The sequence below is a fragment of the Shewanella sp. FJAT-52076 genome, assembly GCF_019457455.1.
Taxonomy (GTDB): domain Bacteria; phylum Pseudomonadota; class Gammaproteobacteria; order Enterobacterales; family Shewanellaceae; genus Shewanella; species Shewanella zhangzhouensis.
This window is the reverse complement of the sequence record NZ_CP080415.1, coordinates 1,176,144-1,190,166: the sequence shown is the minus strand read 5'-3', so window position 1 is coordinate 1,190,166 and position 14,023 is coordinate 1,176,144. Positions and strand designations below refer to the sequence as shown.

The window sequence follows — 14,023 nt, the reverse complement described above, 5'->3', positions numbered from 1 at the left end:
TTGGATAGCCTTTAACACTCACCATAGTGTCACGCCCGGATGACAGCGAGTTATCCGGGCAGATGCACCGCAAATGATCCACATCAACATCCGAAAGCCGTCTCGGTCCTAAGCTGCGAGCATTTGTTGGGCAATCGCCTTGCCCCTTCGCGGCGGATAACTTATGACTTCTATTTCTCAAAATCTGGGCCAGGCATACAGTGAACAACTTCCCAGCCTGGGACAAAGCCTTTGCGACATCCTGTGTTTTTTTGGTTTGAAGCGCCTCTATGGGGTCGGCGGCGATTTTGTGGCAAACCTTATCAATGCCCTCGATGGTCCCCTGCAGGTACTGCCTTCCAGTAACGAAATGCACGCCGGATTCAGTGCCTGTGCACAGGCTGAGCTGACCGGTTTGGGAGCCTGCCTCACAACCTACACAGTGGGAAGCCTACCTTGTGTCAGTGCCGCGGCTCTCGCCCGTACCGAGGGCCTGCCGGTGATTTTCTTATCCGGCGCCCCCGGTGAAAATGAAATACACGGCCATGCCCTGCACCATACGGTGCACCCGGGGTCTGGCTGGCATACCGACCTCAATGCGGCGCTCAATGCCTTTAAGGCACTGGGAATTCGAGCCGAGCGGCTGCAGGGACAGCGCCATCAGGGACAGCCCAACGTGGCAGCCGCGCGGTTTTTTGAACTGGTGTGCGAGGCGGTGCAAACCCGCCAGCCCGTGTATATCGAAGTGCCGCGGGATCTCGTCAGGCAACCGACGCAGAGCCTGCGACTTCCCCAGGATCTTGATGAGTTAAATGCGACGACCCGGCTGGATCTGGCAGGCGCAGGACTCATCGCCGACGATATCTGCAGTCGTCTGGTGAGAGCCAGGCATCCCTTGGTATATCTGGGGGAGCGCCTGCGAATGAACACGGCTTTGCTTCAGCGTATTGTGCATTTTTGCCAGCGCCTGGGGCTGCCCTACGCCACCAGCTGGTTTGCCAAAGGCATGGTCGATGAGTCTCATCCCTTGTGCATGGGGGCATATAATGGGGTATTCAGCCAATGCCGTGGCCAGGCATATATCGAAGCAAACGTGGATTACGTGCTTGAGTTTGGCACCGCCATCTATGACTCAGACACCAACAATGCCTTCGCCAGCGGCACCCATGCCATCGACACACATCCAAATAAGACGCTGCTGAAGGGTACTGCCCGCTGGGAGCTGGATTTACAGGCGGTGATGGACGCACTGGAGATGGCTAACCTGCCGATACGTAACCTGGCTCTGTTCAATCAGGATAAAGACCTTTTCGAAGCACTGGCTCCTGATACCTTATCGCCCCTGGGATATGCCAACCTTGCAGAGGCCATCAACCAATTTCAGCGCGCAGCCGGGAAGGACTTTATTCTGGTACCTGAGGTGGGTAACGCTCTTTTCGCGGCCTTTGCTTTGGAAGCCAGGGGCTCAGATGTGGGCCGCAGTTTTCTCGCCAACCCCTGGTATGCAGCTATGGGCACCAGCCTGCCCTACGCCCGAGCCATCGCTGACGAACTCAATGCCAAAGGAAGCCCACAGCCGATACTCTTGCTCACCGGCGATGGGGGTTTTAATTTTCAGTGTAATGAGTTGATTAATCTTCAAAAACAGAATGCGAACCTCATCATTTTGTATATGCGCAACAATGTCTTTCACCTCGGTAAGTGCGGTGACGCCCCCATTTACGCCTGCAACGATCTCAGGTTTGATGTGGCAAAACTGATTGGCGCATACGGCGGCGAATATCATCAGTGCCAGTCTGTGGACCGCCTCTATGAGGCGCTGGAAGTAGCCACCCGTGGTGGGTTGCATCTCATAGAAGTGCCTACCTCCACGGAGCCCGAGCAGCAAAGCCCCATCGCCATCAAGTTGAATACCTATATCAGCGCCAAAAACGGCAATCCTGAGGCCCTGATCAGCTGGAATACACTCTGCGGCAATCTACCACCAACAGACGCTCAGTAGTTTATTGCGGCGTCTTTGACGATGTTAACCCGCTGAGATGATTGAGCAGTTCAATCGGCAGGGGGAAGAGTATGGTGGAGTTATTTTCGCCGGCGACTTCCGTCAGGGTTTGCAGATAACGCAGCAGTAAGGCGTTCGGCTCCTGGGATAACTTGGCCGCAGCGGCAACCAATTGCTCCGATGCTTCAAGCTCACCCAGGGCATGAATCACCTTGGCGCGCCGCTCCCGCTCCGCCTCGGCCTGGCGGGCGATGGCCCGGATCATGGTTTCATTGAGGTCGACATGTTTAATTTCCACATTGGCGACCTTAATCCCCCAGATGTCCGTATGCGAGTCCAATATCCGCTGGATATCGGCATTCAGCATGTCGCGGTTGGCCAGCATCTCATCCAGTTCATGCTGCCCCAAGACCGATCTCAGTGTGGTCTGGGCGAGCTGACTGGTCGCGCTCAAAAAGTCTTCCACGTTGATAATGGCCTTCTTGGGATCCACAACCCGGAAGTAGAGCACCGCATTCACCCTCACAGACACATTGTCGCGGCTGATGACATCCTGAGATGGCACATCCATCACCACGGTGCGTAAGTCGACCCGCACCATTTGCTGGATCACAGGGATAACTATGATGAGCCCGGGTCCTTTGACACGGTAAAAACGCCCCAGCATAAAGACCACAGCCCGCTCATATTCCCGCAGGATGCGAAACATCGAAATAATTAACAGCACTAACAGCAACATCAGAAGGCTGAAAGAAACCTGCAGACTTGAGATAACCTCATTCATCTTGTTTCTCCTTAGATTCATCCAGCGGACCAAGCTCCAGCAAGAGCCCGGTGATTGACTCTATCCGGGCTGCAGCGCCTGCTCACTGTGGCCCTGCCAACGCTCTCCCATAAAAAGCACCTGGCCTTTACCGGGAAAACCCTCCAGCACCTGTGCCCTGGCACCCAGCATGGCCTCAGTCCCACTGACCACAGCACTGTGGCGCTGTTTAAAGAGCAGGGATAACAGCAAAGCAAAGAACAGCGCACTCGCCAGGGCCAGTGCCAGGATCACCGGCCAGGCTATGCGAAAAGCATCCAACTCACTGTCGATAAGAAAGAGTGAACCGAGCACGAAAGCCACTACCCCACCAAATCCCAGGATGCCAAAACTTGGCACCAAAGATTCGGCCACCAACAAACCAATCCCCAATAACAGCAGTCCCGCTCCGGCATAATTTATTGGCAGCATTTGCAGGGCAAACATGGCAACCAGCAAACAGATAGCCCCCACCACACCCGAGATACCAATGCCCGGGCTGTAAAATTCCAGCAGCAAGCCATAGATACCCAGCATCATCAGCACATAGGCCACATTGGGATTGGTAATAGTGCTTAAAAAAGTCGCGCGCCAATCGGGCCTGGTATCCAGCACCTCAGCCGTGCTGGTATTCAATACATGGCGTGTGCCATTTATCATAAACTGTCGACCATCAATGGCCTCAAGCAAGGCTTTGGGGTCGGTGGCAATCAAATCTATTACCCCCAACGTCAGCGCCTCAGACGCTGTGGCAGTAGCGGCCTCGCGCACCGCCAGCTCGCCCCATTCAGCGTTTCGCCCTCTCAGCTCTGCCAGCGTCTTGATATAAGCCACTGCATCGTTAAGCACCTTGCGCTCCATATCCGATGCTCCCGACTGTTCACCTCCCTTATTCTTCTCTTCGCCCCCCATTGGCGGCCCGAGTTGTACCGGAGTCGCGGCCCCCAAACTGGTGGTGGGCGCCATCGCTGCCAGATGACAGGCGTACAGCATATAGGTTCCTGCACTGGCTGCACGGGCACCGGCGGGATACACCAGGCAGGCTACCGGAATGTCAGAGGCGAGTATGGCCTGATTAATATCTCTGAGGCTTGCCACCAGCCCCCCGGGGGTATCCAGGGTGAGCAAGAGTAATTGGGGAGGAACGGCCTGCTTGTGCGCCTTGGTCAGGGTACGGATAAGATAGTCGGCGACCCCGGGCCCAATGGCCCCTTTTACCTCCAGCAGCCACACAGGCGCCACAGCCCCATTGAGGTCCTGGGCTCCCGCATTTGGGTGTGAAGCAAGTTGAGCGACGAAGTCAGCAGAATGGTTTGAGTCGATGCCGCGACCTGATACAGGCGTGATACCTGCAATGTTGGCGATATTGGCGTCGCTTAAGATAAATCCGGAGGAAAAAGCAGCAGGAGGGCGTGCCGCCACAGCAGAGCTCAAACCGCCGAGCAGCAGAGCGAGCAATAATATAAACAGCCCGATTATCGAGGCCCCAAGCCGGACAATCGAGGTGACAGACCGGGCAATCGAGGCCTGAAACCGGAATACCGCGGGGCTGAACAACCTATTGAACATAAGCGACTCCCAAGGCTCAGTGTCTGGAGTGCTTACAATGTCAGTCCTTTAGAAGCGCCTGAGCCTGTTTGTCCACTGTCTTTTAAAACCAGTGCCCTTTAAGCATAGCCCGGATGGCATCAAAAAGAGAGAAAGGCGCGAGCTCGCAGAGCCGCGGTGCTCAACCCGCAGAGCCGCGGTGCTCAACCTGCAGAGCCGCGGTGCTCAACCTGCAAACAAATAGGCAAGCCCCTGCAGGCAGCACAGGGCAAATAGTCCGGCGAGCACGTCGTCGGCCATGATACCCAAGCCGCCGTGCACCCTGGCATCCAGCACACGGATAGGCCAGGGTTTCAGTATGTCAAAGATGCGAAACAGGATGAAACCTGCCACCAGCCAGACGATACCAGCGGGTGCCGCAATCATGGTGATAAGAAGACCCGCCACTTCATCCCAGACAATGGCGCCATGGTCATGCACGCCCATGTCTTTGGAGGCCCTGTCGCAGATGTAAATACCGGCAAACACCGCTATCAGGGTGGCAAGTAAGTACCAAACCAGCGGCAACGGGCTTAACAGCAGGTACAGAGGTATGGCGGCCAGGGTGCCAAAAGTGCCGGGGGCCTTTTTGGCCAAGCCACTGCCAAAGCCAAGGGCGAGAAAATGCCAGGGATTCTTTAATGACAGGCGCGACAGCGCCTCATCTTGACTGCGCCAACCCATCAGAAATGCTCAAAACCTTTGTTCATCGGTGTAAATGGCTCACCGTTATGGGTCAGCTTGAGGTTGCTGCCCGCAGTGATTTGTCCGATGCGGAAAAACTTCACCCCGGCATTGGCCAGTGCAATTTCAAGTGCGCCGCGCTGCGCCTCTGGCACGGTAAAGAGCAGCTCATAGTCTTCGCCACCGGTGAGCGCATAGCCCAGCGCCTGCTCGAGCGGCACCGAGTCCTTCATCGCCTTTGATAACGGCAATTTTTCCACTTCAATGTAGGCACCCACGTTGGACGCCTTGAGCACATGACCAAGATCAGACATCAAGCCGTCAGACAGGTCGATGGCACTGGATGCCAGGCCACGCAAAGACTGGCCGGCAAGCACCCTGGGTGTTGGTCGGTAATGACGTTCAATCAGGTACTCACTGTACTCGGGGCGACTCTGCTGACGTCCTCTGAGGATATCCAAACCCAACGCCGAGTCACCAAGAGAACCTGTGACATAAATCCAGTCACCGCTGCGGGCACCATAGCGTGTCAGCGCCTTGCCTTCCGGCACCTGCCCATTAATGGTAACGGCAATGACCTTCACCGGGCTTTGGGTAGTATCGCCGCCAATCAGCGCGATGCCATAATATTCGGCGGCTTCAAACAGGCCTTCGCTGAAGGCAGCAAGCCAGCTTTCATCCACAGAGGGTAAACTGAGCCCCAGAGTAAACCAGGCCGGCTCGGCGCCCATGGCGGCCAGGTCTGACAGGTTCACGGCAAGGGCCTTGTAGCCCAGAGCCCAGGCAGGCATATCGTTGAAGAAATGCACCCCTTCAATCAGGGTGTCGCAGGAGATGGCAATCTGCTTGTGCTCAGCCGGTTGAACCAGGGCACAATCGTCGCCAATACCGTGTTTTACATCCCGACGCACCGGGCCACGGCCACAGAAATACTGATCGATAAGTTGGAATTCTTTCACTGTCACTCCGGCGTCGGCCTTTAAGTCGGCACGCCAGCCCATTGAAAAATGAACACCCGAAAATGAAAAACGGCACCCTCAGGCACCGTCTGTCATTTAGTTGCGTGCAACCAGCTTATCCAGAATACCGTTAACGAACTTGTGTCCGTCTTCGGCACCGAAGGATTTGGCCAGCTCGATGGCTTCGTTGATCACCACCTTGTAAGGCACGTCCTTGCGGAAAGTGAGCTCGTAGACAGCCAAGCGCAAAATGGCTTTTTCTACTGGCGACACTTCCTCGAGAGGACGGTCGAGCAGGGGGTTCAGCTTTTCATCCAGCTGTGCAGTTTTGGTTGCAGCGCCAGCAAACAATTCCCGGAAGTAAGCAACATCGACACCGTCCAGCTCTTGTTCGGTCAGGAACTCGTGCTCGACATCGGCAACGTTATTGCCGCTCAGTTGCCAGGAATAGATGGCTTGGACCGCCAGGCGACGGGCCTTACGGCGCTCTGAAGGCTTCATGATTTTTCCTACTAATTACAGCTCTTTATCAATAGCATTAAGTACATTGACCATTTCCAGCAGGCCCAGAGCAGCTTCACCGCCCTTGTTGCCGGCCTTGGTACCTGAGCGCTCAATGGCTTGCTCAATGGTATCTGTGGTCAATACACCGAAAGACACTGGAGTGTTGAATTCCAGAGAAACCTGGGCCAGTCCCTTGTTGCACTCACCGGCAACAAAGTCAAAGTGAGGAGTACCACCACGGATCACGGCGCCCAGCGCAATGATGCCGTCAAACTTGCCTGAGGCAGCAACTTTCTTGGCAGCGAGCGGCAATTCGAAGGCGCCCGGAACGCGCACTACAGTGATGTTGTCTTCGCTGACCTGACCAAAACGCTTGAGCGTATCGATGGCGCCTGACAGCAGGCTCTCAACCACAAAACTGTTGAAACGTGATACCACAATCGCCACCTTGGCAGATTTGGCTTCGATATGACCTTCTACTATGTGCATTCTCTCACCTGGTTTAACTTAAGGCACCCGGCTTGGTGCAATCCGCCCGGACGGACCGGGACAAAAAGTGGCGCTATCATACCACAGGCTTTTGCCCCAATCCCTATGCTATTTAACTGAAATCGTGAATTACTTACTCGCCCGCGACGTACTCGGTCACTTCCAGACCAAAGCCCGACAGTGAGTGGTACTTCTTGGGTGAACTCAGCAGGCGCATCTTGTGCACCCCGAGGGAGGCCAGAATCTGTGAGCCCACACCCACGCGGCGGGACGTCCCCTGCCACTTGGCGGGCGCAGCGGCCTGCCCCTGATCTTCGGCTTCAAAGGCTTTCACCTTGGCCAGAATGTCACTGTCATGTTCATGGTTACCGAGGATTACCAGCACACCACCTTCACTGCCGATACGGGCCATGGCCTTCTCGAGCGGCCAGGAGCGCTCCTGATCCCGCTCTGAGTGCAGGATATCGTTGAAGGTGTTGGTCAGGTGCACCCGCACCAGCACGTTGTCATTGACGTCACCTTTGACCAGTGCATAGTGCAGCTGATTGTCGATGGTGTCGCGGAAGGTGTGCATCATAAACTCGCCGAAACGGGTCGGCAGTTTACAGCTGGCTTCACGTACCACTGTGGTTTCAGTGTTGTTGCGGTACTCAATCAAATCGGCGATGGTGCCAATCTTGATGCCGTGCTTCTCGGAGAATTTTTCCAGGTCCGGACGACGGGCCATGGTGCCGTCTTCGTTGAGGATTTCCACAATTACGCCGGATGGCTCAAGACCGGCCAAGCGCGCCAAGTCGCAGCCCGCTTCGGTGTGGCCGGCGCGGGTCAGCACGCCACCTTCCTGGGCCATCAAGGGGAAGATGTGGCCGGGCTGCACCAAATCAGCGGCCTTGGCATCTTTGGCCACGGCGGCCTGGATGGTTACGGCGCGGTCATGGGCACTGATCCCTGTGGTCACGCCCTTGGCGGCCTCGATGGATACGGTAAAGTTGGTGGTGAACTGGGCGTTGTTGTTACTGACCATCAGCGGCAGATTGAGCTGCTGGCAACGGGCACGGGTCATGGTCTGACAAATCAGGCCGCGGCCATAGGTGGCCATAAAGTTAATGGCTTCCGGGGTCACCAGTTCGGCGGCCATGATGAGGTCGCCTTCGTTTTCCCTGTCTTCATCGTCCATCAGAATAACCATTTTGCCCTGACGAATGTCTTCGATGATTTCTTCGATACTGTGTAGCGCCATTGTAAGACCTTTATTTTCTTTTAAGAGTGTTGTGAATTTTAGCGGCCTGCGAGCCAAAAAACAGGGCCGGACGCACAAAGCGGTGCTTTGACTGACCGGCGCATCAGCCCTCAGCGCATAAAACCGCTGCGGGCAAGCAAGTCCAGGGTTACACCGCCGGACGCGGTTTCTTCGCCACGTTGCATCAAGCGCTCGAGGTAGCGGGCTATCTGATCGACTTCGAGATTCACCTTATCGCCTACAGCCAAATCAATCAGGGTGGTTTCACCGGCTGTGTGGGGCACTATGGTCAGACGAAAACGACTGCCGTCTACCTCGTTTACGGTGAGGCTCACCCCATCGATGGTGATGGAGCCCTTGTGGGCGATATAGCGGGCAAGTTCGGCGGGGGCTTCGAGCCAAAACTCGATGGCTTTGCCCAGGTGGCTGCGACTGACGACAATCGCACGGCCATCCACGTGGCCGCTGACCAGGTGTCCACCAAGGCGGGTGGTTGGGGTAACCGCCTTTTCCAGGTTCACCGCCTGACCGGGGCGATACTCGCCAAAACCGGTGAGCTTGACCGTTTCGGCTGAAACATCAGCCACATAACCATCGGCAAAGCATTCCACCACAGTCAGACACACGCCATTGGTGGCAATACTATCGCCAAGGCGCACATCAGATAAATCCAGCTTGCCACTTGCTACCGTCAGGCGAATATCATCGCCCTTGCGATCGATTCGTCTTAAATGGCCTACGGCTTCAATGATCCCGGTAAACATAAATCCTCTTTAGGCTCGATGCAGCGGCTGCTGACGCTCAGGCCACAGTGAAGGTAAAGCGCCAATCCTGGCCCAGTTTGCGCTCATCAATAAGCTTAAGACCCGGCAACTCGGCCATGGTCTGATAATCAGGCAGCTGCAGCATATCGCGGCCATGGCTGCCAAGGAGCTTGGGTGCCTGATACAGCACCAGCTCATCACAAAGTCCTGCGGCGATAAAAGCGCCGGCGAGGGTACCGCCGGCTTCCACAAGCACCCGGTTGCAGTTTTCACCGAGGTGTTTAAGCAGCGCGGCAAGGTCAATACGGCCATCACCACCCGGCAGGGTCAAACAGGTGACAAAGTCCGGCAATGAATGCAAAAAATGGGCATCGTAGGGCTCAGCGGATACCAGTAAAATCGGGCCGGCAATACCGAACAGTTTGGCATCGGCGCTCATGCGCCGCTGGCTGTCGAGCACAACCCGGATAGGCTGGATAAGCTCGGCTTCCGTCAGGCTTGCCGCCAGACTGCCAAGCTCACCATGGCGCACATTGAGGCTGGGGTCATCCAGCAGTACGGTATCGATGCCGGTGATCAGAGCACAGGACATGGCGCGCAGCCTTTGCACGTCACGGCGCGCCTCGGGCCCGGTGATCCATTTGGACTCACCGCTGGAGAGCGCGGTTTTACCATCAAGGCTTGCCGCCACTTTTACGCTAACGAACGGGCAGCCACGCTCCATTCGCGATAAAAAGCCCGGGTTCAGTGCCCGCGCTTCGGCTTCCATCAAGCCGTGGGCCACCTCGATACCGGCGTCCTGGAGCAGCTTAAGCCCCCTGCCCGCCACCTGCGGATTCGGGTCGGTCATGGCGACAACAACACGTCTTAAACCATTATCAATCAGCGCCTTGGCACAGGGCGGAGTGCGGCCATAATGGCTGCACGGCTCGAGGGTGACATAGGCTGTGGCGCCTTGGGCGCGGTCTCCGGCTTGTCTCAGTGCATGCACTTCGGCGTGGGGGCCACCGGCGCGGACATGCCAGCCTTCACCTACGATATCACCGGCGTCATTCACTATCACGCAGCCCACATTGGGATTGGGGCGGGTGGTGTACTGGCCACGTTTGGCCAGCATGATGGCGCGGGCCATCATGGCATGGTCATGTGGAGAAAACTGGCTGGTGACGGATGTGCTCATGGATGATTGCCGCGCTGCTGTCTTTTCTGAAACCCTGATTGTTGCTGATGTGCTTATTTCTGCAGTCTGGCGATGGCTTCACCAAACTCAGATACGTCTTCAAAGGCGCGGTAAACTGAGGCAAAGCGGATATAGGCCACTTTATCCAGCTCAATCAGGCTATCCATCATCAGGTTGCCAATCATCTCTGAGGGGATTTCCCGCTCGCCGGTGGCGCGCAGGGTCGACTTAATCTTGTTCATCGCCTGGTCAATCTGATCGATGGACACGGGGCGTTTTTCCACGGCTTTGAGCATGCCGCTGCGCAGCTTTTCATCATCGAATGGCTGACGGGTACCATCACGCTTAATCACCCTTGGCATCACAAGTTCTGCGCCTTCAAAGGTGGTAAAACGCTCGTGGCATTCGGTGCACTCCCGCCGACGCCTGACCTGATGCCCTTCTCCCACCAGACGGGAGTCGATCACCTTGGTGTCGGTTGCGTTGCAAAATGGACAGTGCATGGGGCCTCCTGGCGTGCTGATTGAAGGGCAAAATGGAACCGCAATACAAATAAAAATGGCCGCTATTGCAGCGGCCATGAGTGTATCCTATTCAGGTTAAAAGGTTAACCGTAAACAGGGAAACGAGCGCACAGTTCCAGTACCTGACCTTTCACGCGTGCAATCACGCTCTCATCTTTGGCATTGTCCAGTACATCACAGATCCAGTGTGTCAGCTCACGGGCTTCAGCTTCTTTAAAGCCGCGGCGGGTGATGGCTGGAGTACCGATACGGATACCGGAGGTGATGAAAGGAGAACGAGGATCGTTCGGCACTGAGTTTTTGTTCACAGTGATGTTGGCAGCGCCCAGAGCCGCGTCGGCTTCTTTACCGGTCAGGTCACGGCCAATAAGGTCAACCAGCATCAGGTGATTGTCGGTACCGCCGGATACAATCTTATAACCGCGCTCGAGGAACACTTCCACCATGGCTTTGGCGTTGGTCACAACCTGCTGCTGGTACACCTTGAATTCAGGCTCCAGCGCTTCTTTGAAGGCTACCGCTTTACCGGCGATAACGTGCATCAATGGGCCGCCCTGACCACCTGGGAATACCGCTGAATTCAGCTTCTTGTACAGGTCTTCGTCATTGGCAGCAGACAGGATGATACCGCCACGTGGACCGGCCAGGGTCTTGTGAGTGGTAGAAGTCACAACGTGAGCGTGTGGAACCGGGTTTGGATACACACCGGCGGCCACGAGACCAGCCACGTGGGCCATGTCCACGAACAGGTAAGCGCCAATCTTGTCGGCGATTTCACGCATGCGGGCCCAGTCAACGATGCCAGAGTAGGCAGAGAAACCGCCAATCATCATCTTTGGCTTGTGCTCAACGGCCAGACGCTCCATTTCGTCGTAGTCAATCTTGCCGGACTCGTCGATGCCGTAAGGAATGATGTTGTACAGTTTGCCAGAGAAGTTTACCGGTGAGCCGTGGGTCAGGTGACCACCGTGGGCCAGGTTCATGCCCAGTACAGTGTCGCCTGGCTGCAGCAGGGTCATGTACACGGCGCTGTTGGCCTGTGAGCCGGAGTGTGGCTGTACGTTGGCGAAAGTGGCACCGAAGAGTTCTTTGGCGCGCTCGATGGCCAGGGTTTCCACGATGTCGACATACTCACAACCACCATAGTAACGCTTGCCAGGGTAACCTTCGGCGTACTTGTTGGTCAGCTGTGACCCCTGAGCCTGCATCACGCGGGGAGAGGTGTAGTTCTCGGAGGCAATCAGCTCGATATGCTCTTCCTGGCGAAGGGTTTCGTCTTCAATCGCCTTGAACAGCTCGGGATCATAGTCGGCAATATTCATGGTCTTCTTCAGCATTGGTCACTCCAGCTGGCAAATCTTATAGGTAGGGTTGCGCGGTATTCTACTCTGCAATTGATCACAATCCCAGCCGCAATATGATGAAAATCCCTCTCTGTGCCGATGACTGTGTTTCATCATCAAAACAACCCGTAACGGGATGGGATTTCACATCGCCATCTGGAGAATAGTGCCCCGACTTGGTAAACTTCGGCCAATTTTCAGCGCTTAATTCTATTTGTAAATCGCAGAGAGACGACATGGCTCAGTTTGTTTACAGCATGCTGCGGGTTGGCAAAATCGTGCCGCCCAAGAAGCAAATCCTTAAAGACATCTCCCTAAGCTTCTTCCCCGGCGCCAAGATTGGTGTTCTGGGTCTGAACGGCTCGGGTAAATCCACATTGCTGCGCATCATGGCCGGTATCGACACCGAAATCGAAGGTGAAGCCCGCCCCATGCCCGGTCTTAAGATTGGCTACCTGCCCCAGGAGCCACAGCTTGACCCGAACCAGACAGTGCGTGAAGCCATCGAAGAAGCCGTTGGCGAAGCCAAGCGCGCCCTGACCCGCCTCGATGAAGTGTACGCCGCCTATGCCGAGCCGGACGCCGACTTCGACGCCCTGGCCAAAGAGCAAGGTGAACTGGAAGCCATCATTCAGGCTCAGGATGCCCATAACCTGGACAACATCCTCGAGCGCGCCGCCAACGCCCTGCGTCTGCCGGAGTGGGATGCCAAGATTGAAGTGCTGTCGGGTGGTGAGCGCCGCCGTGTGGCCATCTGCCGCCTGCTGCTCGAAAAGCCCGAGATGCTGCTACTTGACGAACCCACCAACCACCTGGACGCCGAGTCTGTGGCCTGGCTTGAGCACTTCCTGCAGGAATACTCAGGCACAGTCGTGGCCATTACCCACGACCGTTACTTCCTCGATAACGCCGCTGGCTGGATTCTGGAACTTGACCGCGGTGAAGGTATCCCCTGGCAGGGCAACTATTCGAGCTGGCTGGAGCAGAAAGATGCCCGTCTGAAGCAGGAGGCCGCCACCGAGAGCGCCCGTCAAAAGACCATCTCCAAGGAACTTGAGTGGGTGCGTCAGGGTGCCAAGGGCCGTCAGTCCAAGGGCAAGGCGCGTATGAACCGCTTCGAAGAGCTGAACAACTCTGACTACCAGCGCCGCAACGAGACCAACGAGCTGTTTATTCCGCCCGGACCACGTCTCGGCGACAAGGTAATTGAGGTGCGTAACCTCACCAAGAGCTACGGCGATCGCATCCTTATCGACAACCTGTCCTTCACCGTGCCCAAGGGCGCCATTGTGGGCATTATCGGTGCCAACGGTGCCGGTAAGTCGACTCTGTTCCGCATGTTGAGCGGCGCCGAGCAGCCAGACAGCGGCGAAATCGACATAGGTGAAACCGTGAAAATCGCCTCGGTTGAGCAGTTCCGTGATTCCATGAACAACAAGGCCACCATCTGGGAAGAAATTTCCGGCGGCCAGGACATCATGCGCATCAACAACATGGAAATCCCAAGCCGTGCCTACGTGGGCCGCTTTAACTTCCGTGGCGCGGATCAGCAAAAAATCATCGGTACCCTCTCCGGTGGTGAGCGCAACCGCGTGCACCTGGCCAAGCTGCTGCAGGCCGGCGGCAACGTGCTGCTGCTCGACGAACCAACCAACGATCTGGACGTGGAAACCCTGCGTGCCCTCGAAGAAGCCCTACTGGAATTCCCCGGCTGCGCCATGGTGATTTCGCACGACCGTTGGTTCCTCGACCGTATCTGTACCCACATCCTCGACTACCGTGATGAGGGTCAGGTGAACTTCTACGAAGGTAACTACACCGAGTACTCTACCTGGCTGAAGAACACCTACGGCACCGATGTGGTTGAGCCGCATCGCCTCAAGTACAAGCGCATGACCAAATAAGTCCGGCATAAGCGCATGGCTTGAACCATCAAGGAGACCTTCGGGTCTCCTTTTTTATTTAT

The 14,023-nt window shown here is 56.1% G+C and carries 13 protein-coding genes; 2 read left to right on the top strand and 11 right to left on the bottom strand.

From position 1 onward, the window contains the following. Positions 1–163: 163 nt before the first annotated feature. On the top strand, positions 164–1,981 hold the full coding sequence (locus tag K0H79_RS05200) for a thiamine pyrophosphate-binding protein (RefSeq protein WP_220077546.1): 1,818 nt from the start codon (positions 164–166) through the stop codon (positions 1,979–1,981). Between the two features lies 1 nt (position 1,982). Here K0H79_RS05200 and K0H79_RS05195 read toward each other — a convergent pair whose 3' ends face one another. The 11 genes from K0H79_RS05195 to glyA all read right to left on the bottom strand — a co-directional run bounded on the left by K0H79_RS05195 (position 1,983) and on the right by glyA (position 12,051). Continuing rightward, entirely contained in the window at positions 1,983–2,765 is a 783-nt protein-coding gene (locus K0H79_RS05195; protein WP_220067077.1) for a slipin family protein, read from the bottom strand. 60 nt (positions 2,766–2,825) lie between these two features. Beyond that, the gene (locus K0H79_RS05190; RefSeq protein WP_220077545.1) at positions 2,826–4,352 is read right to left on the bottom strand and encodes a nodulation protein NfeD; all 1,527 of its coding nucleotides are present in this window, start codon (positions 4,350–4,352) and stop codon (positions 2,826–2,828) included. A gap of 204 nt (positions 4,353–4,556) precedes the next feature. After that, on the bottom strand, positions 4,557–5,054 hold the full coding sequence (locus tag K0H79_RS05185) for a phosphatidylglycerophosphatase A (protein ID WP_220077544.1): 498 nt from the start codon (positions 5,052–5,054) through the stop codon (positions 4,557–4,559). After that, positions 5,054–6,013: a thiamine-phosphate kinase gene (thiL, locus tag K0H79_RS05180; RefSeq protein ID WP_220067074.1), complete on the bottom strand. Its 960-nt coding sequence runs from the start codon at positions 6,011–6,013 to the stop codon at positions 5,054–5,056. Before thiL ends, K0H79_RS05185 begins: the two co-directional genes overlap by 1 nt. 96 nt (positions 6,014–6,109) lie before the next feature. Next, entirely contained in the window at positions 6,110–6,514 is a 405-nt protein-coding gene (nusB, locus tag K0H79_RS05175; RefSeq protein WP_220067073.1) for a transcription antitermination factor NusB, read from the bottom strand. Positions 6,515–6,529: 15 nt separating this feature from the next. Next, a complete protein-coding gene (gene ribE, locus K0H79_RS05170; protein ID WP_011759135.1) occupies positions 6,530–7,006 on the bottom strand; it encodes a 6,7-dimethyl-8-ribityllumazine synthase in 477 nt (158 codons plus the stop codon). Positions 7,007–7,139: 133 nt separating this feature from the next. Next, positions 7,140–8,246, bottom strand: coding sequence for a bifunctional 3,4-dihydroxy-2-butanone-4-phosphate synthase/GTP cyclohydrolase II (ribBA, locus tag K0H79_RS05165; protein WP_220077543.1), 1,107 nt, complete (start codon positions 8,244–8,246; stop codon positions 7,140–7,142). Between the two features lie 110 nt (positions 8,247–8,356). Continuing rightward, the gene (locus tag K0H79_RS05160) at positions 8,357–9,010 is read right to left on the bottom strand and encodes a riboflavin synthase (protein ID WP_220077542.1); all 654 of its coding nucleotides are present in this window, start codon (positions 9,008–9,010) and stop codon (positions 8,357–8,359) included. A gap of 37 nt (positions 9,011–9,047) precedes the next feature. Continuing rightward, positions 9,048–10,190, bottom strand: a complete 1,143-nt coding sequence (ribD, locus tag K0H79_RS05155; RefSeq protein WP_220077541.1) for a bifunctional diaminohydroxyphosphoribosylaminopyrimidine deaminase/5-amino-6-(5-phosphoribosylamino)uracil reductase RibD — start codon at positions 10,188–10,190, stop codon at positions 9,048–9,050. Positions 10,191–10,243: 53 nt separating this feature from the next. Then, positions 10,244–10,693, bottom strand: a complete 450-nt coding sequence (gene nrdR / locus K0H79_RS05150) for a transcriptional regulator NrdR (protein WP_126166148.1) — start codon at positions 10,691–10,693, stop codon at positions 10,244–10,246. Between the two features lie 104 nt (positions 10,694–10,797). Further along, positions 10,798–12,051 (bottom strand): serine hydroxymethyltransferase, encoded by a 1,254-nt coding sequence (gene glyA, locus K0H79_RS05145; protein ID WP_220077540.1) that lies wholly within the window; start codon positions 12,049–12,051, stop codon positions 10,798–10,800. A 242-nt stretch (positions 12,052–12,293) separates the two neighbouring features. On the opposite strand from glyA, the gene ettA reads away from it, so the two are divergent. Beyond that, on the top strand, positions 12,294–13,961 hold the full coding sequence (ettA, locus tag K0H79_RS05140) for an energy-dependent translational throttle protein EttA (RefSeq protein WP_220077539.1): 1,668 nt from the start codon (positions 12,294–12,296) through the stop codon (positions 13,959–13,961). Positions 13,962–14,023 lie beyond the last annotated feature (62 nt).

What these genes read in the sequence shown, in the direction of transcription:
- ribBA (WP_220077543.1), bottom strand. Translation starts at nt 8,246, where the DNA reads ATGGCGCTACACAGTATCGAAGAAATCATCGAAGACATTCGTCAGGGC.
- ettA (WP_220077539.1), top strand. Translation starts at nt 12,294, where the DNA reads ATGGCTCAGTTTGTTTACAGCATGCTGCGGGTTGGCAAAATCGTGCCG.
- K0H79_RS05200 (WP_220077546.1), top strand. Translation starts at nt 164, where the DNA reads ATGACTTCTATTTCTCAAAATCTGGGCCAGGCATACAGTGAACAACTT.
- K0H79_RS05160 (WP_220077542.1), bottom strand. Translation starts at nt 9,010, where the DNA reads ATGTTTACCGGGATCATTGAAGCCGTAGGCCATTTAAGACGAATCGAT.
- K0H79_RS05190 (WP_220077545.1), bottom strand. Translation starts at nt 4,352, where the DNA reads ATGTTCAATAGGTTGTTCAGCCCCGCGGTATTCCGGTTTCAGGCCTCG.
- ribD (WP_220077541.1), bottom strand. Translation starts at nt 10,190, where the DNA reads ATGAGCACATCCGTCACCAGCCAGTTTTCTCCACATGACCATGCCATG.
- nrdR (WP_126166148.1), bottom strand. Translation starts at nt 10,693, where the DNA reads ATGCACTGTCCATTTTGCAACGCAACCGACACCAAGGTGATCGACTCC.
- glyA (WP_220077540.1), bottom strand. Translation starts at nt 12,051, where the DNA reads ATGCTGAAGAAGACCATGAATATTGCCGACTATGATCCCGAGCTGTTC.
- nusB (WP_220067073.1), bottom strand. Translation starts at nt 6,514, where the DNA reads ATGAAGCCTTCAGAGCGCCGTAAGGCCCGTCGCCTGGCGGTCCAAGCC.
- K0H79_RS05185 (WP_220077544.1), bottom strand. Translation starts at nt 5,054, where the DNA reads ATGGGTTGGCGCAGTCAAGATGAGGCGCTGTCGCGCCTGTCATTAAAG.
- ribE (WP_011759135.1), bottom strand. Translation starts at nt 7,006, where the DNA reads ATGCACATAGTAGAAGGTCATATCGAAGCCAAATCTGCCAAGGTGGCG.
- K0H79_RS05195 (WP_220067077.1), bottom strand. Translation starts at nt 2,765, where the DNA reads ATGAATGAGGTTATCTCAAGTCTGCAGGTTTCTTTCAGCCTTCTGATG.